This is a genomic window from Streptomyces sp. NPDC001204 (assembly GCF_053598035.1).
The window spans coordinates 15,320-40,208 of the sequence record NZ_JBSFJL010000001.1 but is presented as its reverse complement, the minus strand read 5'-3'; the positions used below and the strand labels follow the sequence as shown (position 1 = coordinate 40,208).

The 24,889-nt window shown below is 71.0% G+C and carries 24 protein-coding genes; 14 read left to right on the top strand and 10 right to left on the bottom strand.

From position 1 onward, the window contains the following. Positions 1-218 precede the first annotated feature (218 nt). Positions 219-659: a methylmalonyl-CoA epimerase gene (mce, locus tag ACWC91_RS00180; protein ID WP_225075608.1), complete on the bottom strand. Its 441-nt coding sequence runs from the start codon at positions 657-659 to the stop codon at positions 219-221. Positions 660-808: 149 nt separating this feature from the next. Between mce and ACWC91_RS00175 the strand changes: the two genes are divergently transcribed. From ACWC91_RS00175 to ACWC91_RS00165, 3 genes are all read left to right on the top strand, one after another. Beyond that, positions 809-2,017 (top strand): acetyl-CoA C-acetyltransferase, encoded by a 1,209-nt coding sequence (locus ACWC91_RS00175; RefSeq protein WP_450644355.1) that lies wholly within the window; start codon positions 809-811, stop codon positions 2,015-2,017. 81 nt (positions 2,018-2,098) lie between these two features. Then, positions 2,099-3,055 (top strand): methylmalonyl Co-A mutase-associated GTPase MeaB, encoded by a 957-nt coding sequence (gene meaB, locus ACWC91_RS00170; RefSeq protein WP_225075610.1) that lies wholly within the window; start codon positions 2,099-2,101, stop codon positions 3,053-3,055. Between the two features lie 177 nt (positions 3,056-3,232). Beyond that, positions 3,233-4,447 carry an MFS transporter gene (locus tag ACWC91_RS00165; RefSeq protein ID WP_281156307.1) on the top strand — a complete coding sequence of 405 codons (1,215 nt, stop codon included), beginning with the start codon at positions 3,233-3,235 and terminating at the stop codon, positions 4,445-4,447. A 67-nt stretch (positions 4,448-4,514) separates the two neighbouring features. Here ACWC91_RS00165 and ACWC91_RS00160 read toward each other — a convergent pair whose 3' ends face one another. From ACWC91_RS00160 to ACWC91_RS00145, 4 genes are all read right to left on the bottom strand, one after another. Then, complete coding sequence (locus tag ACWC91_RS00160; protein ID WP_281156306.1) at positions 4,515-4,991, bottom strand: MarR family winged helix-turn-helix transcriptional regulator; 477 nt, start codon at positions 4,989-4,991, stop codon at positions 4,515-4,517. Positions 4,992-5,083: 92 nt separating this feature from the next. Further along, entirely contained in the window at positions 5,084-5,887 is an 804-nt protein-coding gene (locus ACWC91_RS00155) for an AIM24 family protein (RefSeq protein ID WP_225075613.1), read from the bottom strand. Further along, a complete protein-coding gene (locus ACWC91_RS00150; RefSeq protein WP_225075614.1) occupies positions 5,884-6,534 on the bottom strand; it encodes an AIM24 family protein in 651 nt (216 codons plus the stop codon). The genes ACWC91_RS00155 and ACWC91_RS00150 overlap by 4 nt, the downstream gene beginning before the upstream one ends. Position 6,535: 1 nt before the next feature. Continuing rightward, positions 6,536-7,168 carry an AIM24 family protein gene (locus ACWC91_RS00145; RefSeq protein ID WP_225075615.1) on the bottom strand — a complete coding sequence of 211 codons (633 nt, stop codon included), beginning with the start codon at positions 7,166-7,168 and terminating at the stop codon, positions 6,536-6,538. A gap of 217 nt (positions 7,169-7,385) precedes the next feature. Here ACWC91_RS00145 and ACWC91_RS00140 point away from each other — a divergent pair, with 217 nt between their 5' ends. Both ACWC91_RS00140 and ACWC91_RS00135 read left to right on the top strand, forming a co-directional pair. Beyond that, positions 7,386-7,730, top strand: coding sequence for a DUF3817 domain-containing protein (locus tag ACWC91_RS00140; protein WP_225075616.1), 345 nt, complete (start codon positions 7,386-7,388; stop codon positions 7,728-7,730). After that, on the top strand, positions 7,727-8,029 hold the full coding sequence (locus ACWC91_RS00135) for an MTH1187 family thiamine-binding protein (RefSeq protein WP_141358271.1): 303 nt from the start codon (positions 7,727-7,729) through the stop codon (positions 8,027-8,029). Before ACWC91_RS00140 ends, ACWC91_RS00135 begins: the two co-directional genes overlap by 4 nt. A 63-nt stretch (positions 8,030-8,092) precedes the next feature. Here ACWC91_RS00135 and ACWC91_RS00130 read toward each other — a convergent pair whose 3' ends face one another. Then, a complete protein-coding gene (locus ACWC91_RS00130; protein WP_225075618.1) occupies positions 8,093-9,073 on the bottom strand; it encodes an ArsR/SmtB family transcription factor in 981 nt (326 codons plus the stop codon). 158 nt (positions 9,074-9,231) lie between these two features. Between ACWC91_RS00130 and ACWC91_RS00125 the strand changes: the two genes are divergently transcribed. The 4 genes from ACWC91_RS00125 to ACWC91_RS00110 all read left to right on the top strand — a co-directional run bounded on the left by ACWC91_RS00125 (position 9,232) and on the right by ACWC91_RS00110 (position 13,311). Continuing rightward, positions 9,232-10,509 (top strand): MFS transporter, encoded by a 1,278-nt coding sequence (locus ACWC91_RS00125; protein WP_225075619.1) that lies wholly within the window; start codon positions 9,232-9,234, stop codon positions 10,507-10,509. Between the two features lie 65 nt (positions 10,510-10,574). Further along, positions 10,575-11,084, top strand: coding sequence for a MarR family winged helix-turn-helix transcriptional regulator (locus ACWC91_RS00120; RefSeq protein ID WP_141358265.1), 510 nt, complete (start codon positions 10,575-10,577; stop codon positions 11,082-11,084). A gap of 102 nt (positions 11,085-11,186) precedes the next feature. Further along, entirely contained in the window at positions 11,187-11,531 is a 345-nt protein-coding gene (locus ACWC91_RS00115; RefSeq protein WP_225075620.1) for a DUF3817 domain-containing protein, read from the top strand. 79 nt (positions 11,532-11,610) lie between these two features. After that, positions 11,611-13,311: an acyl-CoA mutase large subunit family protein gene (locus ACWC91_RS00110; RefSeq protein WP_450643865.1), complete on the top strand. Its 1,701-nt coding sequence runs from the start codon at positions 11,611-11,613 to the stop codon at positions 13,309-13,311. 51 nt (positions 13,312-13,362) lie between these two features. Here ACWC91_RS00110 and ACWC91_RS00105 read toward each other — a convergent pair whose 3' ends face one another. Then, positions 13,363-13,980, bottom strand: a complete 618-nt coding sequence (locus ACWC91_RS00105) for a TetR/AcrR family transcriptional regulator (RefSeq protein ID WP_225075622.1) — start codon at positions 13,978-13,980, stop codon at positions 13,363-13,365. Positions 13,981-14,218: 238 nt separating this feature from the next. Here ACWC91_RS00105 and ACWC91_RS00100 point away from each other — a divergent pair, with 238 nt between their 5' ends. From ACWC91_RS00100 to ACWC91_RS00085, 4 genes are all read left to right on the top strand, one after another. Next, a complete protein-coding gene (locus ACWC91_RS00100) occupies positions 14,219-15,190 on the top strand; it encodes a tetratricopeptide repeat protein (protein ID WP_225075623.1) in 972 nt (323 codons plus the stop codon). A 647-nt stretch (positions 15,191-15,837) separates the two neighbouring features. Next, on the top strand, positions 15,838-16,479 hold the full coding sequence (locus ACWC91_RS00095; protein WP_225075624.1) for a DUF6230 family protein: 642 nt from the start codon (positions 15,838-15,840) through the stop codon (positions 16,477-16,479). Between the two features lie 131 nt (positions 16,480-16,610). Then, positions 16,611-17,222, top strand: a complete 612-nt coding sequence (locus ACWC91_RS00090) for a DUF6114 domain-containing protein (RefSeq protein WP_225075625.1) — start codon at positions 16,611-16,613, stop codon at positions 17,220-17,222. Further along, positions 17,212-18,621 carry a hypothetical protein gene (locus ACWC91_RS00085; protein ID WP_450643864.1) on the top strand — a complete coding sequence of 470 codons (1,410 nt, stop codon included), beginning with the start codon at positions 17,212-17,214 and terminating at the stop codon, positions 18,619-18,621. Before ACWC91_RS00090 ends, ACWC91_RS00085 begins: the two co-directional genes overlap by 11 nt. 103 nt (positions 18,622-18,724) lie before the next feature. On the opposite strand, the gene pyk is transcribed toward ACWC91_RS00085, so the two are convergent. From pyk to pta, 3 genes are all read right to left on the bottom strand, one after another. Next, a complete protein-coding gene (gene pyk / locus ACWC91_RS00080) occupies positions 18,725-20,155 on the bottom strand; it encodes a pyruvate kinase (protein ID WP_281156304.1) in 1,431 nt (476 codons plus the stop codon). A gap of 108 nt (positions 20,156-20,263) precedes the next feature. Continuing rightward, positions 20,264-21,472, bottom strand: a complete 1,209-nt coding sequence (locus ACWC91_RS00075) for an acetate kinase (RefSeq protein WP_281156303.1) — start codon at positions 21,470-21,472, stop codon at positions 20,264-20,266. 89 nt (positions 21,473-21,561) lie between these two features. Beyond that, the gene (gene pta, locus ACWC91_RS00070) at positions 21,562-23,637 is read right to left on the bottom strand and encodes a phosphate acetyltransferase (protein WP_450643751.1); all 2,076 of its coding nucleotides are present in this window, start codon (positions 23,635-23,637) and stop codon (positions 21,562-21,564) included. Positions 23,638-23,836: 199 nt separating this feature from the next. Between pta and ACWC91_RS00065 the strand changes: the two genes are divergently transcribed. Continuing rightward, positions 23,837-24,862 (top strand): ATP-dependent 6-phosphofructokinase, encoded by a 1,026-nt coding sequence (locus tag ACWC91_RS00065; protein WP_225075630.1) that lies wholly within the window; start codon positions 23,837-23,839, stop codon positions 24,860-24,862. Positions 24,863-24,889 lie beyond the last annotated feature (27 nt).

Here is a 24,889-nt window from a genome sequence, read left to right as displayed (position 1 = left end):
TCCCCTGGTCGCAAGCCTGTCCAAACGAGCTCCGTCCATCCGCCGGACGGGGCCCCCGGGAAATGGTGTCAGATCAACAGCGGAGCACGGGCTGCTGCCCCGCCGCTCGTCCCCCGAAACACGGACCCCGGCGGTCCTGACGTTCTCGACGGCAGGACCGGGTCGTCCCCGCTCGGGGGACGACCGCCCCCAACCCTACCGGCCCTTATGTACGGGAGTCAGTGCTCAGCCGACTCAACAGCCGCCGAAGTGACCAGTTCTGTCAGGACACCGTGGCAATCCTTGGGGTGCAGGAAGGTGATCCGCGACCCCATCGAGCCGCGCCGCGGCTCGTCGTACAGAACGCGTACGCCCTTGTCGCGTACGGCGGCCGCGTCCGCGTCGACGTCCGCCGTGCCGAAGGCGATGTGGTGCACGCCCTCGCCGTTCTTGGCGAGCCACTTCGCGACGGTGGAGTCCTCGCGGGTCGGTTCGAGAAGCTGCAGGTAGGAAGCCCCTCCGTCGGAGGTTTCGTTGATCTTGAGCATGGCCTCGCGCACGCCCTGCTCCTCGTTGACCTCGGTGTGGAACACCTCGAAGCCGTACGTGGTCCGGTAGAACTCGACGGTGGCGTCGAGGTCGTGGCAGGCGATCCCGATGTGGTCGATTCGCGTCAGCATGGAATCAGTGCATCGCCACCGGGGTGGTTACGCAACGTGCGCGCGATCACACCGACGGCCCGATGACGGGGCGGAGCAGGCCTCAGTACATTCGAAGTAAACCCTCGTTCACTCCTCGGCTGTGCAGGCCGGTAAGGGGATCGCAGCTCATGTCTTCTGGAACTTCCGGTACGACCGGCTCGGTGATCGTCGCGGGCGCTCGGACGCCCATGGGGCGGCTGCTGGGCTCGCTGAAGTCCTTCTCCGGAGCCGACCTCGGCGGCTTCGCGATCAAGGCCGCCCTCGACCGCGCGGGGATCGGGGGCGACCAGGTGCAGTACGTGATCATGGGCCAGGTGCTGCAGGCCGGGGCGGGGCAGATCCCGGCCCGCCAGGCCGCGGTCAAGGCCGGCATCCCGATGAGCGTCCCGGCGCTCACCATCAACAAGGTGTGCCTGTCCGGTCTGGACGCCATCGCGCTCGCCGACCAGTTGATCCGTGCGGGTGAGTTCGACGTGGTCGTGGCCGGCGGCCAGGAGTCCATGACCAACGCCCCGCACCTCCTGCCGAAGTCCCGCGAGGGCTACAAGTACGGCGCGGTGGAGGTGCTGGACTCGATGGCTCACGACGGCCTGACCGACTCGTTCGAGGGCATCGCCATGGGCGCGTCGACGGAGAAGCACAACACCCGCCTGGGCATCGGGCGCGACGAGCAGGACGAGATCGCCGCCCTGTCCCACCAGCGGGCCGCCGCCGCGCAGAAGAACGGCGTCTTCGAGGCCGAGATCACCCCGGTGGAGATCCCGCAGCGCAAGGGCGACCCGGTCCTGTTCAGCAAGGACGAGGGCATCCGCGCCGACACCACGGCCGAGAGCCTGGCCAAGCTGCGCCCGGCCTTCGCCAAGGACGGCACGATCACCGCCGGCTCCTCCTCGCAGATCTCCGACGGCGCCGCGGCCGTGGTCGTGATGAGCGAGGCCAAGGCCGAGGAGCTGGGCCTTGAGTGGATCGCCGAGATCGGCGCCCACGGCAACGTCGCCGGCCCGGACAACTCCCTGCAGTCCCAGCCCTCCAACGCCATCCAGCACGCCTTGAAGAAGGAGGGGCTCGAGGTCTCCGACCTGGACCTCGTCGAGATCAACGAGGCGTTCGCCGCCGTGGCCGTGCAGTCAATGAAGGACCTCGGCGTGTCCACGGAAAGGGTGAACGTGAACGGCGGCGCCATCGCCCTGGGTCACCCGATCGGGATGTCCGGCGCCCGTCTCGTGCTGCACCTGGCGCTGGAGCTGAAGCGGCGCGGCGGCGGCGTCGGCGCGGCCGCGCTGTGCGGCGGCGGCGGTCAGGGCGACGCGCTGATCGTCCGGGTGCCGAAGGCCTGAGCCGGGTAACACCCGACCGACCTCATTCGTAGGACCTCTCGTACGCGGACCGCGTACGCGGATCATGTGAACGGAGCTGTGATGCAGGACGTCTCCTCTCTGGTGGCCCAGGCCAGGGAAGGCCGGCCGAGGGCCGTGGCCCGGCTGATCTCCTTGGTGGAGGGGGCGTCCCCGCAGTTGCGGGAGGTCATGCGGACGCTCGCGCCGCTGACCGGCAACGCGTACGTCGTCGGTCTGACCGGCTCCCCGGGCGTGGGCAAGTCGACGTCCACGTCCGCGCTGGTGACGGCGTACCGCAAGCAGGGCAAGCGGGTCGGTGTCCTGGCCGTCGACCCGTCCTCGCCCTTCTCCGGCGGCGCGCTGCTCGGCGACCGGGTGCGGATGTCGGAGCACGCCTCGGACCCGGGCGTCTACATCCGCTCCATGGCCACCCGCGGCCACCTGGGCGGACTCGCCTGGGCCGCCCCGCAGGCGATCCGCGTACTGGACGCGGCGGGCTGCGACGTGATCCTGGTCGAGACGGTCGGTGTGGGCCAGTCGGAGGTGGAGATCGCCTCCCAGGCCGACACGTCCGTCGTCCTGCTGGCCCCGGGGATGGGCGACGGCATCCAGGCGGCCAAGGCCGGCATCCTGGAGATCGGCGACGTCTACGTCGTCAACAAGGCCGACCGGGACGGCGCGGACGCCACCGCCCGCGAGCTGAACCACATGCTGGGCCTCGGCGAGACCCGCGGCCCCGGCGACTGGCGTCCGCCCATCGTCAAGACGGTCGCCGCGCGCTCCGAGGGCGTCGACGAGGTGGTCGAGGCGCTGGAGAAGCACCGGGCCTGGATGGAGGAGCGGGGCGTCCTCGCCGAGCGCCGCCGCGCCCGCGCCGCCCACGAGGTGGAGACCATCGCGGTCACGGCCCTGCGCGAACGCATCGGCGATCTGCACGGCGACCGCCGGCTGAGCGCCCTCGCGGAGCGGATCACCGCCGGTGAGCTGGACCCGTACCAGGCGGCGGACGAACTGGTGGCGGGCCTGACCGAGGGCTGATCCCGGCCCGGTTGGAAAACCCGTGGTCAATCACGGCGGACATCGCTAACTTGACCGGCATGTTCCTCCGCTTGGCATAGACCGCGCACCCGCGCCGCGTCCCGGACCGACGACCGACCGTCGGCGGACGCGGCGCTCCGGTGTCCCGTCTTCATGCCTTCAGGTGAGGAACCACTCATGTCCGCGCCCACTTCGTCGCGCCCGCCCCTGCCCGCGCGGCCCTCGTACGCCGCCGTCCTGCGCGTCCCGCACGCGCGCCGCACCTTCACCGCCGCCCTGACGGCACGCCTGTCCTACGGGATGGTGGCGCTCTCGGTGATGCTGTCCGTCACCCGGGCCACCGGGTCGTATGCCGTGTCCGGTGCCGTGATGTCCCTGTTCGGCGCCACGTCGGTCTTCCTGATGCCCCTGCGGGCGTCCCTGGTCGACCGGTACGGACCGCGCCGCGCCCTGTTCCCCATGGCGGCGCTCTACGGCGCTCTGCTGTGCGCCCTGGCCGTCCTGACCTGGGGCCCCGGCGCACCGGCCGCGGCCGTCGCCACGGCCGCCGCCCTCGCGGGCGCCTGCGCGCCCCCGCTGGGTCCCGCCATGCGCGCCCTGTGGTCCGAACTCGTCGCCGACCGGGGCCTCCTGGCACGTGCCTACAGCCTGGACGGCGTCGCCGAGGAGCTGCTGTTTGTCTCCGGCCCGGCCCTCGTCGGCGTGCTCGTGGGCTTCGCGCCCCCGGCGTCCGGCCTCCTGCTCAGCGCGCTGCTGATCGTCGCCGGCACCTGCGCCTTCGTCACCTCGCCGGCGATGACCGGCCCCCGCCCGGCGCCGCGGCGGGAGAAGTCCGGCGGCCGCCTCGCCGGGCTCCGCGGCCTCCTGCCGCCGGTCGCCGTCGCCATGGGGGTCGGCCTGGCGCTCAGCGGGGTGGAACTGCTGGTGATGGCGTTCGCCGCCGAGCGGTCGTACGACACGGCCCTGGTGCCGTGGGTCCTGGGCGCCCTCTCGGCGGGCAGCGCGGTGGGCGGCCTCGTCAACGGGGCGATCGACTGGCGTACACCCGCCCGTGTGCGTCTGACCTGGTTCGCGGCGGGTCTTGGTCCGGTGATCGCGGCGGCGGGCCTCGCGCCCGGCATGTGGACCCTGACGGCGGCCATGGCCTGCGCGGGCGCGTTCATCGCTCCGGCGCTGACCACGGCGTATCTGCTGGCCGACGAGACGGCGGCGGAAGGCTCTCGGACGCGGGCCGGGGCGTGGGTGAACGCGGCGGTGAACGCCGGCGGTTCGGGTGGGGCGCTGGTGACGGGACTGCTGATCGGCGCCCTGCCGCTCGGGGTGTGCTTCCTGCTGGCCGGCGGGGCGTCCGTGGCGGCGGCGCTGCTCGCGGGACCGTGGCGGCGCCGGTAGGCGTGTTCCGTCCGCCCGGCGTCAGGGGTCTCGGGCCGGCCCGAGACCCCTGACGCCGGGATCAGGCTCAGCTACGGCCCCGCTGCCCCCGCAGATGCTCTGCGATCGGCTTCAGGGCCTTGTCCAGCTCCATCAGCGTCTCGTGGTCGACCAGATCGATGAAATGCCTCCGCACGGACGCCACATGGTGCGGCGCGACCTTCTGCATGGTCTCCATGCCGTGCTCGGTGAGGACCGCGTACAGGCCCCGGCGGTCGGACTCGCAGTTCTCACGGCGCACCAGGTCCGCGTTCTCCATGCGGGTGATCTGGTGCGAGAGGCGGCTCTTGGACTGGAGGGTGGCGGACGCGAGGTCGCTCATGCGCATCCGGACGTCCTCCGACTCGGAGAGATTCACCAGGATCTCGTAGTCGTTCATCGTCAGGCCGAACGGCTGCAGGTCCTTTTCGAGCTGGTACGTCAACAGCCTGTTGACCTCCAGGTGGGTGCGCCAGGCGCACTGCTCCGCATCGGTCAGCCAGCGCGTGGCCGTCTCGGTCTCCATGAATGAAGTCTACCTAAGAAGTTGAAAGGCGAACTAGTGAGGGTGGTGTGACGGCGCGCACGCGTTCGATGTCACACTCCGCAGACTACCGCTCACACCCCGAAGCGACGCTGGAGATCTCCCAGCTGTCCGGGAAGGCGCGGTTGCCCGCCCTGCTGTCCGCGGGTTCCGGACACCCTTCCCCCTCCGGGTACCCCGGGCTCGTCCGGAAGCACCCCCGCCGCCAGTTCGGCCATGAGGCTCTCGCTGGACTGCAGCAGGACCGTCCCGGCCCCCACGAACTCGAACTGGTGCTCCTCCCCGGAGACCGGCCCGAGGCCCGTCATGGAACGCAGCCCGCCCAGTACGCCGGTCAGGTACCCGTGGTCGTAGTGATGGCACGGGGACGGGCAGTCGGCCCAGCCGACCAGCGCCTGCGGGTCCACCCGGATCGGGGGCTCCATGAACACCACCGGCCCGTTGGACGCGGCCACGAACTTTCCGGTTCCGATGAGAGTGAGGAAGCCGGGCACGATCGACTGCTTGAGCGACAGACTTGGCTGAAAAGCGAGCAGATTGCCGGAGCGAATGGTCAGATTGCCGTCGTCCAGGTCGAAGGAGTTGACATCGAAGGCCCGGTCGGCGAGCAGCATCCGGCCCGAACCCTCGGCCACCACCCAGTCGCTCGCGTGCAGAGGCGAATGAAAGGCCGTGCGGACCAGATGGTCCAGCCGGCCGTGTCCGATGCCGTTGAACTCGATCGCCCCGTAGTAGGCGATCATCTTCCCCTTCTGGAGGAACCACTGGCTTCCCTTGAGCTCCACGCAGAAGGTGTACGGGTTCACGTTGTCGTCGGCCGGCAGGGTCGTCGGGTCGTGGACCACCGGCCCGGCGCCGGGCGTTCCGTACGCGCTCACAGCTTCTCCTCCGACGCCTGGACGTACACCGTGCCGTTGCCGCTCAGTTCGAGCTGGAAGCCCTCCCCGGAGCCGCGTCCCACCATCTCGCGCCAGCCCAGCGCGGTGGACAGCTTGTTGCGGACGTCGCCGTGGTGGGCGACGTAGGCCTGCGGGTCGACGTGGACGGGGCGCTGCGGGGTGATCGGCACCTCGAAGACGCCGCCGTGCGCCATGACCGCGACCGAGCCGTGTCCCTGGAGGGTGGTCGTGAACAGTCCCTGACCCGTCACCTGGCCCCGCACCATGCCCATGACCCCGCCCTGCGAGCCCATGAACATCGTGCCCTGCTGGAGCGTGCCCTCGAAGGCGAGCAGGCGGTCCGCCTCCACGTACAACGTGTCACCCGTCATCTCGATCACGTGCACATGGTGGCCGCCGTGCCCGAAGAAGACCGTGCCGCTGCCCTCCACGGTCATCAGCGGTGTCGCCTCACCCGCCACCCGGCGCCCGATCATCGACATCAGACCGCCCTGGCCGCCCTGGATGTTGGGCGTGAACGCCACGTCACCGCGGTAGGCGAGCATCGCGCCGCGCTGACTGAACAGGCGCCGGCCGGGCACGACCGTCGCCTCGACCATTTTCGAGTTGATCTCCCGGAAGGTCATCTCACAGGTCCCCCGCGATCGTGTTCCGCTCGCTCGGCTGGACGTACACCAGCCCGTCCCCCTCGAACCGGATCTGGAAGGCCTCCCCGCCGCCCTCCCCGAGGAACGTGCGGAAGGTCACCCCGGACTGGAAGGACTGCCGGACGTCGCCCTGGTGCGCGATGTAGGCGCCGGGGTCGACGATCAGCGGGTACTGCTGGCTGACCCTGAGCACCACCGCCGGGCCGTCCGACATGATCGCCGCCTGCCCGTGCCCCTCGACCGTGGTCGTGAACAGCCCGTTGCCCTGGGAGGCGCCGCGCAGTCCGGTGAACGTCGTCCCCGTGCGCAGTCCGGCGTCCGTCGCGAGCAGGTTGCTCGACTCGACGTACAGCTTTTCCCCCTGGAGCCGCACCAGATTGATCTCGGCCGCCCGGTCGGCGAACCAGCACGTTCCGTGCCCCCGCACCTCCATCACGGTCATCTGCTCGCCGGTGAGCCGCCGGGTCACCATGCCGCGCAGCCCCTCGCCGCCACCGGTCAGCCTCTTGAAGGCCATCTGCCCGTCGTACGCGACCATCGAGCCGTTCTTCGCCTTCACGGCGTCCCCGGTCATGTCGACGGCGAGCACCCTGCTGTCTTGAAGTCGGAACATCGCCACGGAGTGAAGGTAGCGGCGGACGGGGCGGGCCGACAGGGCCCACGGGGGGACAACGACCCTGATTCACACCCTTACGGGACGGCCGCGCCCACCCCCTGACCGGACCCGCCCCGCGGGTTTGCCACAATGGACGAACGTTTGTGCTCGCATTCACAAGCCGGCCCGCGTCACTTCAGCGGCCCGCCGGTCCGTCTCCCACCGAAGGTGACCCGTGGACATCAAGACCGCCACCGCCCTCCGCCGCCTCCGCCTGGTCTCCGCCCCCGAGGCGGTCTCCTTCCTCCTGCTGCTGGTCTGCTCGGTCCTGAAGCGGACCACGGACTTCAACGCGGTGCCCGTGATGGGCGCGATCCACGGCGTCCTGTTCATCCTGTACGTGATCTTCTGGGCCGACGCCTGGAACCGCGCCAAGTGGTCGGTGGGGACCGCCGCCCTCTACTTCGTCCTCTCGGTCCTGCCCACCGGCGGCTTCTTCGCCGAGCGCAGGCTCAAGCGCGAGGCCGAGGACGCGGTGATCGCCTCCCGCGCCCGCCGCGAAGGGGTCGTGAACGCGTGATCGTCGCCTTTTCCGTGACCCCGCTGGGCGTCGGCGAGGACGTGGGGGAGTACGTCGCCGACGCCGTCCGGGTCGTCCGCGAGTCCGGCCTGCCCAACCGCACCGACGCGATGTTCACCTCCGTCGAGGGCGAGTGGGACGAGGTCATGGACGTCGTCAAGCGAGCCGTCGCCGCGGTGGAGGCACGTGCTCCGCGTGTGTCCCTGGTCCTCAAGGCGGACATCCGTCCCGGTGTCACGGACGGCCTCACCGCCAAGGTGGAGCGCGTCGAACGGCACCTCGCCCAGCAGGCGGAGTGAACACCCGGCGGCGCTTCGCGGGACCCTTCAAGTCCCGCCCGCGCCGCCCGTCTCGCGCGGGCCTCACCCGCCCGAGACCAGTGCCATCCCCAGCGGTGTGCGTTCGTAGAGCACCTGGTGCCCGTACCGGCGGGACGTGAGCAGGCCCGCGTCCCGCAGCACCGTCAGATGCGCCGACACCGAAGACGGTGCCAGGTCCAGACGGTGGGCCAGCGCCGTCGTCGACGCCGGATCGGTCAGCGCGGCCAGCACCGCGGCCCGCCCCCGCCCCAGCAGCCGCACCAGGGCCTCACCGGCCTCCGTGCCCCGCCGCACCCACAGACCGCCCAGCCCGCGCGCCGGGTACACCAGCGTGGGCTGCCAGGGCGGATCGAAGCCGCTGATCACGTCCGGCCAGGAGAACACGCTCGGCATCAGCACCAGCCCCCGCCCGTCGAGGTCGCGCCCGTGCTCGCCCGGCCAGTCGACCGTCAGCGTCCGCCCGTCCCAGGACAGCCGCCGGTCCAGTTCCGGCAGCAGCGCCCCCAGCCCCACCTCGGCCAGCCGCCGCGAGTGGAAGGCCACATCGGCCTCAAGCAGCGCCCGCAGCCGTGGCCACTCCGGTTCGATCAGCGCGTGCCACGCGGCCTCCAGCAGATCGGCCAGCTCCCGCACCGCACGCTCCGGATCGGCGAGCATCACCCGCCCCCGCGACGACTCCAGCGCACCCGGCGTATCGGCGAGCGCCCGCGCCAGGTCCTCCCGCGCCGCCCCGGGATCCGCCGCCCGCACCTGGGCGATCTCCTCCTCGAACACGGCCGCAGGCCCGATCGGCGGCGGCCCGAGGAAGTCGGGACTGTGCCCCCGCCGGGGCATGAGCAGCCACAGCGGGGCGAGGTCCAGCCCCTCTGCGGCCTCCCGTATGCGGCGCAGCCAGTGCGGGTGGTACCCGTGCCGGTCCGGCCGCCGCAGCGTCCGTACCGCCTCCTGCGTCTCCCACAGCGGCGACACCGCGAACCGGCACCGCATGAGGTCGTCGTCCCCGAAGTGCAGACGGAACGGCACGGCACCCCCAGGAAGGACTGGCGAAGACAGGAAGGACAGGCGAAGGCCGGAAAGGCGGGCGAAGACCGGAAAGACCGGAAAGACAGGAGAGACGGCAAAGATTCGGCAGTGGCCGAAACTCTACGCCGACCGCCCCTCCCACCCGCACGCTGCCGCCCATGCAGCAGCAAGCCCCCGAGCCCATCCCGACCCCGCAGGCCCCGGACCGGCCCGCACCCACGCCCGCCCCCGTGCCCGTGGCCGAACCGGCGGCCGGCTACGCCCGGGTCTTCGCCGTACCCGAGTTCCGGGCGGTCTTCGCCGCCCACGCCCTCTCCCTGCTCGGCGTGATGGTCAGCGAGATCGCCCTGTCGGTCCTCGTCTACGACCTCACCGGCTCGCCCCTGATGAGCGCCCTCACCTTCGCGCTCGGCCTCATGCCCTACGTCGTCGGCGGCACCCTCCTCAGCGGGATCGCCGACCGCTTCCCGGCCCGCCGGGTGCTCGTCACCTGCGACCTGGTGTGCGCGGCCTGCGTGGCGCCGATGGTGGTGCCCGGCGCCCACATCGGCGTCCTGCTCGCGCTGCGCTGCGCCGTCGCCGTCGTGTCACCCGTGTTCCAGGGAACGCGGATGGCCAGCCTCACCGACATCCTCGGCGACGGCGAGCTGTTCGTCCTCGGCCGCTCCCTGCTGCGGATCGTCTCGCAGAGCGCGCTGCTCGTCGGCTTCGGACTCGGCGGCCTGCTGCTCACCGTGGTCAGCCCCCGGCACGCCCTGCTGATCACCGTCGTCACCTTCCTCGCCTCCGCCGCCCTGCTCCGCTTCGGCACCCGGAACCGTCCCGCCAGGACCGGCGAGCCCGGCGCCCTGGTGGGCGACTCGCTGCGCGGTGCCCGGCAGGTGCTCGCCGACCGCCGGATCCGCGTCCTCCTCCTGCTGTTCTGGGTGCCGCCGATGTTCGCGGTCGTGCCGGAGGCCCTGGCGGCCCCGTACGCCGACGCGCTCGGCGCCGGCTCCGTCGGGCTCGGACTGCTGATGTGCGGGCTGCCCGTCGGCACGATCGCGAGCGAGTTGTACGCCGGCTCCCGGCTGCGGCCCGCCGTCCGCGAGCGGATCGCCCTGCCACTGGTCTGCCTGACCCTGCTGCCCTACCTCGGCTACGCCCTGCGCCCCGGCCTCGCCGTCTCCCTGCTCCTGCTGGTGCTCTCGGGCGCCGGGTCGGCGTACACGCTGGGCCTGGACCAGTGGTTCGTGCGCGCGGTGCCCGAGGAACTGCGCGGCCGGGCGATGACCCTGCTGACCGCCGGACTCATGACGATCCAGGGCGTGGGCATGGCGCTGGCCGGGGTCGCGGCGGAGTTCGCCGGGGTGGCGGCGACGGTCGCGGGGGCCGGAGTCCTGGGGACGGTGTGCTGCGTGGGGCTGGCGGTGGCCGCCCGCCGGACCGAGAGCTGAGCTCGCAGGACCGAAGGCTGAGACGGGGCTGAGCCGCATATGACCGACCGGTAGGGTCTGGTGACGTGCCGAAGCCCCTCAGTCTCCCTTTCGACCCCATCGCCCGTGCCGACGAGCTCTGGAAGCAGCGCTGGGGAAGCGTGCCGTCCATGGCCGCGATCACCTCGATCATGCGCGCCCACCAGATCCTGCTGGCCGAGGTCGACGCGGTGGTCAAGCCGTACGGGCTGACCTTCGCGCGCTACGAGGCCCTGGTGCTGCTCACCTTCTCCAAGGCCGGCGAACTGCCGATGTCCAAGATCGGCGAGCGCCTGATGGTGCACCCCACGTCCGTGACGAACACCGTGGACCGGCTGGTCAGATCCGGTCTCGTCGCCAGGCGCCCCAACCCCAACGACGGGCGCGGCACGCTCGCCGTCATCACCGACAAGGGCCGCGAGGCGGTCGATGCCGCCACCCGCGACCTGATGGCGATGGAGTTCGGCCTCGGGGCCTACGACGCCGAGGAGTGCGGCGAGATCTTCGCGATGCTGCGGCCGCTGCGGATCGCCGCGCACGACTTCCACGAGGACTGACGCGCACGGCCTGCGCGAGGACCGGGGGGCCGGGGCACGGACCGATGCGGGCAGGGCCACCCGGGGCAAGATCTCCCGGAACGGGTGGTTACGCTCGTCCCCATGAAACGAAGCGTGCTGACCCGCTACCGGGTCATGGCCTACGTCACCGGTGTGCTGCTGGTCCTGCTGACTCTCGGCGTGATCGCCAAGTACGTGCTCGACATCAACGGCGCGGCGGGCTTCACGAGCGTCGTCGGCATCGCGCACGGCTGGCTGTACGTCGTGTACCTGGTGTTCGCCTTCGACCTGGGCTCCAAGGCCAAGTGGCCGGTCGCCAAGCAGCTGTGGGTGCTCCTCGCGGGGACCATCCCGACCGCCGCCTTCTTCGTCGAGCGTGGGGTCAGCCGTGAGCTGGAGTCCCGGCTCGCCGCGCAGGACGAGGCCCCCGCGGCCGCCAAGGCCTGAGCACGCGCCACCGCCGTACGGAACCCGTACGGCGGTCAGCCGTCGACATTTACTTGGACGTCCTAGTAAATTCGAGGGTATGGACGCTGACGCCATCGAGGAGGGCCGCCACCGCTGGCAGGCCCGGTACGACGCCGCACGCAAGCGCGAGGCGGACTTCACCACGCTCTCCGGCGATCCCGTGGAGCCGGTGTACGGTCCCCGGCAGGGAGACACGTACGAGGGATTCGAGCGGATCGGCTGGCCGGGGGAGTACCCCTTCACCCGCGGCCTGTACCCGACCGGCTACCGGGGGCGTACGTGGACGATCCGGCAGTTCGCCGGGTTCGGCAACGCCGAGCAGACCAACGAGCGCTACAAGATGATCCTCGGCAACGGCGGAGGCGGGCTCTCGGTCGCCTTCGACATGCCGACGCTCATGGGCCGCGACTCCGACGACCCGCGTTCGCTGGGCGAGGTCGGCCACTGCGGTGTGGCCATCGACTCGGCGGCCGACATGGAGGTGCTGTTCAAGGACATCCCGCTCGGTGACGTCACCACGTCGATGACGATCAGCGGGCCGGCCGTCCCCGTCTTCTGCATGTACCTGGTCGCCGCGGAGCGGCAGGGCGTGGACGCCTCCGTCCTCAACGGCACGCTCCAGACCGACATCTTCAAGGAGTACATCGCCCAGAAGGAGTGGCTCTTCCAGCCCGAGCCCCATCTGCGCCTCATCGGCGACCTGATGGAGCACTGCGCCACCAGGATCCCCGCGTACAAGCCGCTGTCCGTCTCCGGCTACCACATCCGCGAGGCGGGGGCGACGGCCGCGCAGGAGCTCGCGTACACACTGGCGGACGGCTTCGGGTACGTCGAACTCGGGCTCAGCCGCGGTCTCGACGTCGACGTCTTCGCGCCCGGCCTGTCCTTCTTCTTCGACGCGCACGTCGACTTCTTCGAGGAGATCGCCAAGTTCCGCGCGGCGCGCCGCATCTGGGCCCGGTGGATGCGCGACGTCTACGGCGCGAAGACCGACAAGGCGCAGTGGCTGCGCTTCCACACGCAGACCGCCGGGGTCTCGCTGACCGCCCAGCAGCCGTACAACAACGTCGTGCGCACGGCCGTGGAGGCGCTCGCGGCGGTGCTCGGCGGCACCAACTCGCTGCACACCAACGCGCTCGACGAGACGCTCGCGCTGCCGAGCGAGCAGGCAGCGGAGATCGCGCTGCGCACGCAGCAGGTGCTGATGGAGGAGACCGGCGTCGCCAACGTGGCCGATCCGCTGGGCGGTTCGTGGTACATCGAGCAGCTGACGGACCGGATCGAGGCGGACGCCGAGAAGATCTTCGAGCAGATCAAGGAGCGGGGACTGCGGGCGCACCCCGACGGACAGCACCCGATCGGGCCGATCACGTCCGGGATCCTGCGGGGCATCGAGGACGGGTGGTTCACCGGCGAGATCGCGGAGTCGGCGTTCCAGTACCAGCGGGCGCTGGAGAAGGGCGACAAGAGGGTCGTCGGCGTCAACGTCCACACCGGCTCGGTCACCGGGGATTTGGAGATCCTCCGGGTCAGCCACGAGGTGGAGCGGGAGCAGGTGCGGGTGCTCGGGGAGCGGAGGACCGGGCGGGACGACGGTGCCGTGCGCTCCGCGCTGGACGCGATGCTGGCGGCCGCGCGGTCCGGCGCCAACATGATCGAGCCGATGCTCGACGCCGTGCGCGCCGAGGCGACGCTGGGCGAGATCTGCGGGGTCCTGCGGGACGAGTGGGGGGTGTACACGGAGCCCGCGGGGTTCTGAGGGACCGGAGCCGGGGCGGGCTCGTCCCGCCCCGCTGCCCCGGAGTCCCGGTCAGCCGTCCGCCGCGAGCCCGGTCAGAAGGACCCGGGTGAAGCCGCGCACCCATTCCTCGTCCGCCGGTTCGGCGCTGACCAGGGTGCGGTGCACCACGGCGCCCGCGACGATGTCGAAGATCAGGCCGACCGTGCGGGCGGCTTCCTCCGGGTCCGGTTCCGGGGGGAGTTCGCCCCGGGTCTGGGCGCGGGCGCGGCCCTCCAGGACCAGGCGCTTCTGGCGGTCCACGATCGAGGTGCGGATGCGTTCGCGCAGGGCCTCGTCGCGCGTCGACTCGGCGACCACGGCCATCAGCCCGCTCCTGGCCTCGGGCCGGGCCAGGATCGCCGCGAACTGGAGGACCACGCCCTCGATGTCGGCGGCGAGGCTGCCGCGGTCGGGGAGGCGGAGTTCGTCGAAGAGCTCGGCGACGGCGTCGACGACGAGTTCGTTCTTGCCCGCCCAGCGGCGGTACAGCGTCGTCTTCGCGACCCCGGCCCGGGTGGCCACGTCCCCCAGGGTGAGCCGCGACCAGCCCAGCTCCACCAGCGCCGCCCGGGTGGCGGCCAGGATCGCCGCGTCCGCGGCGGCGCTGCGCGGCCGGCCGGCGCGGGCGGCGGGGGTGCGGCTCTGCATCCCATGACCATAACCGGACCGAAAACGAGCGGTTCCTGTCCGGTCGTGAGAGAGATCACCACGGTGTGCTTCCGCGCGGGCGCCCGCTGCCATTACGCTACGGGTCGTAGCGAAACGCGGGCACGAGTCCGTGTCCGAGCGATGACCACAGGGTGTCAGGTGGGGACCGGGCGCCCGGAGCAGTACGGCTTTCCCGGCGGTTTTCACTCAGGCGGGCAGAACGGGGGAGGATAGACGCATGCAGCCACGGAACATGTCCATGAGCGGAGTCGTCGACCTCGCCGCGGTGAAGGCGGCCCAGGAGGCCAAGGCGAAGGCGGAGCAGGCGCGCGCCCAAGCGGCCAGGGAGGGCGGCGCGGGGGCGGTCTCCCCGGCCGATCTCGTCATCGACGTCGACGAGGCCACTTTCGAGCGCGATGTCCTCCAGCGGTCGGCCGAGGTGCCCGTCGTCATCGACTTCTGGGCCGAGTGGTGTCAGCCCTGCAAGCAGCTGAGCCCGGTCCTGGAGCGACTGGCCGTCGAGTACAACGGGCGCTTCCTCCTCGCCAAGATCGACGTCGACGCCAACCAGTTGCTGATGCAGCAGTTCGGCGTCCAGGGGATCCCCGCGGTCTTCGCGGTGGTCGCCGGCCAGGCCCTGCCCCTGTTCCAGGGGGCGGCCGGCGAGGAGCAGATCCGGCAGACGCTGGACCAGCTGGTGCAGGTCGCCGAGGAGCGGTTCGGACTGACCGGACTGACCGTCGACCCGGACGCCGAGGCGGGCGCGCAGGCGGCTCAGCAGGCCCCGGTCGGCCCGTACGAAGCGCTGCTGAACGCGGCGTCGCAGGCCCTGGACGCCGGCGACCTGGGCGGCGCGGTGCAGGCGTACAAGAACGTGCTGGCCGACGACCCGGGCAACCCGGAGGCCAAACTCGGCCTGGCGCAGGCCGAGTTGCTCCAGCGGGTGCAGGGCTTCGACCCGCAGCGGGTGCGCAAGGAGGCGGCCGAGAAGCCCGCCGACGTACAGGCGCAGATCGCCGCCGCCGACCTGGATCTGGTGGGCGGTCACGTGGAGGACGCCTTCAGCCGGCTCATCGACACCGTGCGGCGCACCGCCGGTGAGGACCGGGACGCGGTGCGGCTGAGGCTGCTGGAGCTCTTCGAGGTCGTCGGCGCCGAGGACCCGCGAGTGACGGGGGCGCGCCGGGCGTTGGCGAGGGCGTTGTTCTGATCCGGGCCAACCCTCTTGTGCTGACCAGTCGTTAAACGCCACGGCATGTGATGCCCGAGTGAAAGATTGGCCGAGGAGCCGTCAGTGCGGCCGCGCTTTACCAAAACTTGGTAATCGCGGCCGCTGTTACTGGCAGTAAATCGAGGGTGTGGTTCCGCCCGGTTCCGTCCAGAGGTGAACCGTTTTGTTCTGCCCTTTGTTACCACCGAGTGTCGCCGTTCGGAACCGGTGAGTCGTGTCCCGGTTATCCAGCCGTTACTAGCGAGTAACGAACCCCCTTGTGCGGGCGGCGAGAATGCACCACGATCGGCGACGCTCGGTCCGTCCCCGTGCCCCGGCAAACCGGTCGGGTCATGGGGTGTCTGGGTCCCCACCGAGCAGGGCCGGCGGCAGTGGCGCCGTCCCTTGGGGCAGGGGGGTCTTCGCCGGCTGGCGAAGCCTGTCCAGCAGGGTTGTGCGTGATGCGTGTCAGGCGCGACCAGTGGTTGTCGCTCGGGGGTGATCGCCGGTGATTCGGGCGCGGTTGGCGCCACCGAGCGCGGGCGCTCTCCTTCCCGAGGACGTAGCACTTCTCCCATCCCTGCCCGGCCGAGCCGCCGGCCGGTGGTGAGCCGGGCCAGGAGATGTACGTCCGAGAAGGAGGAAATATGGAGTCCCAAGTGCGTGGCGGGACCAGATGGAAGCGGTTCGCTGTGGTCATGGTGCCCAGCGTGGCCGCGACGGCGGCGATAGGCGTGGCCCTGGCTCAGGGTGCCCTCGCCGCGTCGTTCAGCGTGTCCGGTCAGTCGTTCAAGGTGACGGCGGACAGGCTGGAGGGCAAGGGGTTCGCCCAGTACGGCGCGATCGACTCGGGGAAGAGCCTCGACGGCAGCAAGGACGAGCACCACCCGGTCGCGGTCTCGGCGTTCAGGACGGCCACGATCAACAACCTGTGCCAGTCGGTCGTCACCGAGACGCCCTTCGGCAACGTGAGCCTGCTGCTGAAGGCGGGCGGCGGCAGGACGCCGGTCGAGGCCGAGAACCTCTACATCGACGTCGCCGACCTCAAGGCCGACGCCACGTTCAACAACATCGACATCGGTGTTGCGGCCAAGGACGCCAACAAGGGTCCTGGCATCAAGCCGGGCGAGGTCGCGAACAAGCAGACCAACCCCTTCGGGTTCGCTCAGCAGGCCGACTCGGCCACGCTGACCGGCGTGAAGCAGACGGCGTGGGCGACGACCGCCGGGACCTTCAAGCTCAGCGGACTCAGCATGTCGCTGGCGACAGGTACCAAGGAGTGCTACTAGGCACTCGGTGACGGGCGGGGGAGCCGACGGCGCCCCCGCCCGTTCCACCTTCCACCAGCTCTTCACACACCCCCCACGCCGACCAAGCACCACCCTCATCACAGCAACGCCGCACCAGGGAGCTGTTTTCCATGAGCGCCGAGACTCCTGCCGTAACCGGCCAGTTCACCCGCCGGAGGCTGCAGTTCCGCGCCTGGCGGGGCACACGTCCGTTCTGGGCCGGTCTGTTCGTCCTGCTCGGCGGCTTTCCGATCATGTACTTCCCGTACGCCCACCTCCAGCTCGGTCATCTGACGCTGGCGATGGCCACCACCGCGGGGGCCGGGTCTCTGATCATCGGTGTGCTGCTCGTCGTCCTCGGCATCAGCCTCTGGTTCCAGAAGCACATCCGGGTGTTCGCGGGTGTCGCGGCGATCCTGCTGGCGCTGGTGTCCATCCCCGTGTCCAACTTCGGCGGCTTCGTCATGGGCTTCCTGCTCGCGCTCATCGGTGGCGCGATGGCCGTGGCGTGGGCGGAGGGCGTACCGCCCGCGCGGGAGGACGCCGGACAGACCGGCCCGGTACGGGGCGGCGCCCCCGAGGCCGCGCCCGGCCCGGTGGCGGACGGCCCGGTGCCTGGCGGTCCTGCGGTGGACCCGGCGAGCGGTGGGGGCCCCTCCCAGGCCTTCGAGGCACTGGGGGAGAACGACCTGTCAGGAACGAGCCCGGCCAACGGGGCGAACGGGAGGCAAAGTGCCGGCTGACGAGGTGACTCACGGGACGGGAGTGGAGGAGTCCCGCGTGAGAACCGGGCCGCGTCACGCGGCACCCAAGAAGCCGCTGTTCACCAGGTTCCACATGCCGGCCGGCAGGGCGATAGCCATGGCGGCGATGCCGACGGCGGTCCTCATGGGGATGGGATTCACATCGACCCACGCCGTCGCCGACAACAACGCGGCGACGCCGTCCGCCAAGAGCCTGACGGCCGACGAGTACAAGGACTGTGTCGCGGCGCTGGACGGCTCCCAGGACAAGGCCTCGGCCTCGCCGGCGCCGTCCGCCTCCGCGAGCGCCGGTGACCCCGAGCAGGACGGCGAGGACGCCACCGCGCATCCGGCCCCCTCGGCCACGTCCTCCACGGACCCGGCGGACCAGAACGGGCAGGGGGACCAGGACGGCAAGGGGGACGAGGACTCCTCGCACACGTCCCCCTCGCCGGATCCGGCTTCCGGTGACAAGGCCGCGCCCAAGCCCGACTCCACCGCCTCGCAGAGCAAGCCGGGCGGTTCGGGCACGGGAGGCGCCGCCACGGCGGCCCCGTCGGCGTCCACGGGCGGCGGCGGTCTGCTGGGGACCATCGGTGACGCGCTCGGAGACGTCCTCACCGGCGGCAAGCAGGCCTCCGCGGACTCCGGGGCCACGCCGTCCGCCTCCGCCACGCCTTCGGCGGGCGGGGCCGGGGACGCCGGCGACGACGCTGCCGACACGGTCAAGGACACGGCCCAGAAGGTCACCGACACGGTCAAGGACACCGTGAAGGACGCGACCGGCACGGTCTCCGGGGCGGCCGGGGAGGCCGGGAAGGCCGTCGAGGGCGTCAAGGACACAGCCGGCGAGGCGGCCGGTGATGCGGCCGGCTCGGCGACGGACTCGCCGAGCCCGTCGGCGAGTTCCACGACGGACCCGGAGAACTGCCCGGCCGCCACCGACGCCGTGGGCGGCGTGGACAACAAGGTGCTGCTGGCCGACGACCCCTGGTACCTGAACGCCAGTTCGCTGCTGCTGAAGGGCGCCGACTACCAGGGCATCGTGGAGGTGCGCACGGCCGGCGGACACGTCAAGAAGGTGCTGAAGTACGTCATTTCGGATGGCACCGACATCGGCGACCTGCACCAGACGGTGAAGGACAAGCAGGCCGGCAAGACCTACCACGTGCAGGCCGCCAAGGGCTCGACGTCCACGATCCGCGGCGGCGACACGGTGATGTACACCGAGAGCATCTGCGGCAACCTGTTCGGGTTGCTCCCGGTCTGCTTCAGCCCGGACAGCCCTCCGCCGCTGAACATCCCGCTGATCTACTTCACCAAGGTCGAAGTGGTCCAGGCGGCCCAGTTCGGCGGCAACCTGCACGTCCCCGGAATGCACGTGTACACCACCGGCTGACCGGCCGGAGGCCCGCCCGGGAGCCGCGGCACCACTGAGGGCGCCCCCTGTTCGCAGGAGGCGCCCTCAGTGGTGTGCCGGTCGACCGTGCGCTTGGCCGGTCTCAGTCGCGCGAGCCGCCGCCCAGGTGGTGGACGCGGACCATGTTGGTGGTGCCGGGGACGCCGGGGGGCGAGCCGGCGGTGATGATGACCGTGTCGCCGGGGGCGAAGCGGTTGAGCTTGACCAGCTCCTGGTCGACCAGGTCGACCATCTCGTCGGTGCTGTTGACGAACGGCACCACGTGCGGCTCCACGCCCCAGCTGAGCGCCAGCTGGTTGCGGGTGGACTCGTCGGTGGTGAACGCCAGGATCGGCTGGCAGGCGCGGTAGCGGGACAGCCGGCGCGCGGTGTCGCCGGACTGGGTGAAGCCCACCAGGCCCTTGGCGCCCAGGAAGTCGGCGATCTCGCAGGCGGCGCGGGCCACCGAACCGCCCTGCGTGCGCGGCTTCTTGCCCGGCACCAGCGGTTGCAGGCCCTTGGCGAGCAGCTCCTCCTCCGCCGCCTTGACGATCTTCGACATCGTCTTGACGGTCTCGACCGGGTAGGCGCCCACGCTCGACTCGGCCGACAGCATGACCGCGTCGGCCCCGTCCAGGATCGCGTTGGCCACGTCGGAGGCCTCGGCGCGGGTCGGACGGGAGTTGGTGATCATCGACTCCATCATCTGGGTCGCCACGATCACCGGCTTGGCGTTGCGCCGGCACATCTCGATCAGGCGCTTCTGCACCATCGGGACCTTCTCGAGCGGGTACTCGACGGCCAGGTCGCCGCGGGCCACCATCACACCGTCGAACGCCATCACGACGTCCTGCATGTTCTCCACCGCCTGCGGCTTCTCCACCTTGGCGATGACGGGGACGCGGCGGCCCTCCTCGTCCATGACCCGGTGGACGTCGGAGACGTCCTTGGCGTCGCGGACGAAGGACAGGGCGACCATGTCGCAGCCCATGCGCAGCGCGAACCGCAGGTCCTCCACGTCCTTCTCGGACAGCGCGGGCACGTTCACCGCGGCGCCGGGCAGGTTGATGCCCTTGTGGTCGGAGATGACGCCGCCCTCGATGACGATCGTCTTCACCCGCGGGCCCTCGACGTCGAGGACCTTCAGCTCGACGTTGCCGTCGTTGATGAGGACCTGGTCGCCGCGCGAGACGTCGGCCGGCAGTCCCTTGTACGTCGTACCGCAGATGTGCTTGTCGCCCGGGACGTCCTCGGTGGTGATGGTGAACTCGTCACCCCGCTCGAGCTCCACCGGCCCCTCGGCGAAGGTCTCCAGCCGGATCTTCGGGCCCTGGAGGTCGGCGAGGACGGCGATGGCCCGGCCGGTCTCCTTGGCCGCGGCGCGGACACGGTCGTACCGTGCCTGGTGCTCGGCGTGCGTTCCGTGGCTGAAGTTGAAACGGGCCACATTCATGCCCGCCTCGATCATGGCGACGAGCATCTCGTGGGAGTCGACCGCTGGGCCGAGAGTACAGACGATTTTCGAACGGCGCATGGGGCGATCCTATCGGTTTGTTTCGCTCCGGAATATTCCGTCTGGTGGAAGGTGCAAATGGGCGCCTTCGCGCTCAGTCGAGTGCCGGCCGGAATTCCGTGGACGCGCTCAGCCGTCCTTTCCGACCAGTGCGTAAGTCTGGGTGGCGATCTCCATTTCCTCGTCCGTGGGGACCACGGCCACGGCGGTCCGCGCGCCCTCGGGCGAGATCAGCCGCGCCCCGTCGCCGCGTACGGCGTTCCGCTCGCGGTCCACCGCCAGGCCCAGCCCCTCCAGGCCGTCGAGGGCGGCCTCCCGCACAAAGGCCGCGTTCTCGCCGACCCCGGCCGTGAAGGCGACCGCGTCCACCGTGCCGAGTACCGCGTAATAGGCACCCACGTACTTCTTCAGCCGATGGATGTAGATCTCGAACGCGAGCCGTGCCTCATCGTCGCCCTCCTCCATCCGGCGCCGAATCTCCCGCATGTCGTTGTCGCCGCACAGGCCGAACAAACCGCTCCTCTTGTTGAGGAGAGTGTCGACCTCGTCCATGGACATTCCGCCGACACGCTGCAAATGGAAGATGACGGCCGGGTCGAGGTCACCGGAACGTGTTCCCATCACCAGCCCCTCCAGCGGGGTGAGCCCCATGGAGGTGTCCACGCACCGGCCGCCCCGGACCGCCGAGGCCGACGCGCCGTTGCCCAGGTGCAGCACGATGACGTTGACGTCCTCGGGGGCCTTGCCGAGCAGCTCCGCCGTCGCCCGGGAGACGTAGGCGTGCGAGGTGCCGTGGAAGCCGTAGCGCCGCACCCGGTACCGGTCCGCGATCTTCGTGTCGATCGCGTAGCGAGCCGCGGACTCCGGCATGGTCGTGTGGAACGCCGTGTCGAAGACGGCGACCTGCGGCAGGTCGGGGCGCAGCGCCATGGCCGTGCGGATGCCGGTGAGGTTGGCCGGGTTGTGCAGCGGCGCCACCGGGATCAGCCGCTCGATCTCGGTGAGCACGGCGTCGTCGATGACGGTGGGCTCGGTGAAGAACATGCCGCCGTGCACCACCCGGTGCCCGATCGCGGCCAGTTCGGGGGAGTCCAGGCCGAGCCCGTCCCGGGCCAGTTCCTCCGCGACCGACTTCAGCGCGGCGTCGTGGTCGGCGATCGGGCCGTTCTCCTCGCGGGTGGCCCCCGTGGCCAGGCAGGTGTGCCGGAGCCGGGAGGTCTGCTCGCCGATGCGCTCCACCAGGCCGATGGCGAGCCGGGTCGCGTCGCGCATGTCGAGCAGCTGGTACTTCACCGACGAGGAGCCGGAGTTGAGGACGAGGACGCGGGTCGCGGTCACGAGCGCTGGCGCTTTCTGGTCGGGGGCTGTGGAGGTCTGCGGCCGTGTGTGCCGGGGCGGCGGCCCCGGCACACACGGCCGACGGGAGGTCAGTTGCCGGACGACTGGGCCTGGATCGCCGTGATGGCCACGGTGGTGACGATGTCCTGCACGAGGGCGCCGCGGGACAGGTCGTTGATCGGCTTGCGCAGACCCTGGAGGACCGGGCCGACCGCGATCGCGCCGGCCGAACGCTGCACGGCCTTGTACGTGTTGTTGCCGGTGTTGAGGTCCGGGAAGATCAGCACGGTGGCCTGCCCCGCCACCTCCGAACCGGGCAGCTTGGTGGCGGCCACCGACGGTTCCACGGCCGCGTCGTACTGGATCGGCCCCTCGATCATCAGGTCCGGGCGGCGCAGCCGCACCAGCTCGGTCGCCTCGCGCACCTTGTCCACGTCGGCGCCCGAGCCGGAGTCGCCGGTGGAGTACGAGAGCATGGCGATCCGCGGCTCCACGCCGAACCGGGCGGCGGTGGCCGCCGACTGGACGGCGATGTCGGCGAGTTGCTCGGCGTCCGGGACGGGGTTGACCGCGCAGTCGCCGTAGACGAGGACCTTGTCGGCCAGGCACATGAAGAACACCGACGAGACGATCGAGGCGTCCCGGCGGGTCTTGATGATCTCGAACGCGGGCCGGATGGTCGCGGCCGTGGAGTGCACCGAGCCCGACACCATGCCGTCGGCCAGACCCTCCTGCACCATGAGCGTGCCGAAGTAGTTCACGTCCGAGACGACGTCGTACGCCAGCTCGACGGTGACGCCCTTGTGGGCGCGCAGCAGCGCGTACTGCTCGGCGAAGGCGTCCCGCAGGTCGGAGGTGGCCGGGTCGATCAGCTGCGCGTCCCCGAGGTCGATGCCGAGGTCGGCGGCCTTCTTGCGGATCCCCTCCACCGGGCCGAGCAGCGTCAGGTCGCACACGCCCCGGCGCAGCAGCACCTCCGCCGCGTGCAGCACGCGCTCCTCGGTGCCCTCCGGCAGCACGACCCGGCGCCTGTCGCTGCGGGCCTGTTCGAGCAGCTGGTGCTCGAACATCATCGGGGTGACCCGGTCGCTGCTGGGCGCGGAGACGCGCTTGCTGAGGTCGGCGGTGTCGACGTACCGCTCGAACAGGCCGAGCGCGGTCTCCGCCTTGCGCGGGGTGGCCGCGTTCAGCTTGCCCTCCAGGGAGAACAGCCGCTCGGCGGTGGGGAAGCTGTTGCCGGACACCGAGACGACCGGGGTGCCCGGGGCGAGCCGGCCGGCCAGGGTGAGGATCTCCTGCCGCGGTGCCTCGTTCAGGGTGAGCAGCACGCCGGCTATCGGCGGGGTGCCGGCGCTGTGCGCGGCGAGCGAGCCGATGACCAGGTCCGCCCGGTCGCCGGGGGTGACCACCAGGCAGCCGGGGGTCAGCGCCTTGAGGAGGTTGGGCAGCATGGCGCCGCCGAACACGAAGTCGAGGGCGTCGCGGGCCAGGCCGGAGTCGTCGCCCAGCAGGACCCGGCCGTCCAGGGCCTGGGTGATCTGCGCGACCGTGGGCGCGGACAGGGCCGGTTCGTCGGGCACCACCCAGCAGGGCACCGGCAGCCGGCCGGCCAGCCGCTCGGCGATCTCGTCGCGGTCCTCGCGGGCGACCCGGTTGGTGACCATGGCCAGCACGTCGCAGCCCAGGCCGTCGTAGGCGCGGTAGGCGTTGCGGGTCTCGGCGAGCACCGACTCGGCGTTCTGCCTGCGGCCGCCCACGACCGGCAGGACGGAGGCCCCGAACTCGTTGGCGAGCCGGGCGTTGAGGGACAGCTCGTCCGGGAGCTGGGTGCCGGCGTAGTCGGTGCCGAGGACGAGGACCACGTCGTAGTCGCGGGCGACCAGGTGGAAGCGGTCGACGAGGGCCGACACCAGTTCGTCCGTGCCCTGCTCGGCCTGGAGGGCGGACGCCTCGTGGTAGTCCATGCCGTAGACGGTCGCCGGGTCCTGGGAGAGCCGGTAGCGGGCGCGCAGCAGTTCGAAGAGGCGGTCGGGGCCGTCGTGGACGAGGGGGCGGAAGACGCCCACCCGGTCCACCTGCCGGGTCAGCAGTTCCATGACTCCCAGCTCGACGACCTGTCGGCCGTCACCGCGGTCGATGCCGGTCACGTACACGCTGCGGGTCACGCGGGCTCTCCGTTTCCTCGGGGGATCACTCGTCGGCCGGGGATGGCGTCCTGCAAAAAACGCCCACCGGGGTGAGCGGAATCCTCTTGACAATACCCCCGCCGGTAGGTATGGCGCCCGTCAGGCCGTGGTCGCCTCCCGGACATGAAACAATCGGACGGGATCACCGGTGTCAACAGCGAGCAGGAGACACAGCAGGATGCGTATCGGAGTTCTCACGGCGGGCGGCGACTGCCCGGGGCTCAACGCGGTGATCCGGTCGGTCGTGCACCGGGCGGTCACCACGTACGGCGACGAGGTCATCGGCTTCGAGGACGGCTACGCGGGCCTGCTCGACGGCCGTTACCGCGCTCTGGACCTCAACGCGGTGGGCGGCATCCTCGCCCTCGGCGGCACCATCCTCGGCTCCTCCAGGCTGGAGCGCGACCGGCTCCGCGAGGCCTGCGAGAACGCCTCGGACATGATCCACCGGTTCGGCATCGACGCGCTGATCCCGATCGGCGGCGAGGGCACGCTGACCGCGGCGCGCATGCTGTCGGACGCCGGGCTGCCGGTGGTGGGCGTGCCGAAGACGATCGACAACGACATCTCCTCCACCGACCGCACCTTCGGCTTCGACACGGCCGTCGGCGTGGCCACCGAGGCCATGGACCGGCTGAAGACCACGGCCGAGTCGCACCAGCGTGTGATGGTCGTCGAGGTCATGGGCCGGCACGCGGGCTGGATCGCGCTGGAGTCCGGCATGGCGGCCGGCGCCCACGGCATCTGCCTGCCCGAGCGCCCCTTCGACCCGGCCGACCTGGTGAAGATGGTCGAGGAGCGTTTCGCCCGCGGCAAGAAGTTCGCGGTGATCTGCGTCGCCGAGGGCGCCCACCCGGCCGAGGGCAGCATGGACTACGGCAAGGGCGAGATCGACAAGTTCGGTCACGAGCGCTTCCAGGGCATCGGCACGGCCCTGGCGTACGAGCTGGAGAGCCGGCTCGGCAAGGAGGCCAAGCCGGTCATCCTCGGTCACGTCCAGCGCGGCGGCGTCCCGACCGCCTACGACCGCGTCCTCGCCACCCGCTTCGGCTGGCACGCGGTGGAGGCCGCCCACCGCGGTGAGTTCGGTCACATGACCGCGCTGCGCGGCACGGACATCGTGATGGTCCCGCTGGCCCAAGCGGTGACCGAGCTGAAGACCGTCCCCAAGGACCGCATGGACGAGACGGAGTCGGTGTTCTAGGAGCCGGTGGTCCGGGCGGCGCCGTTC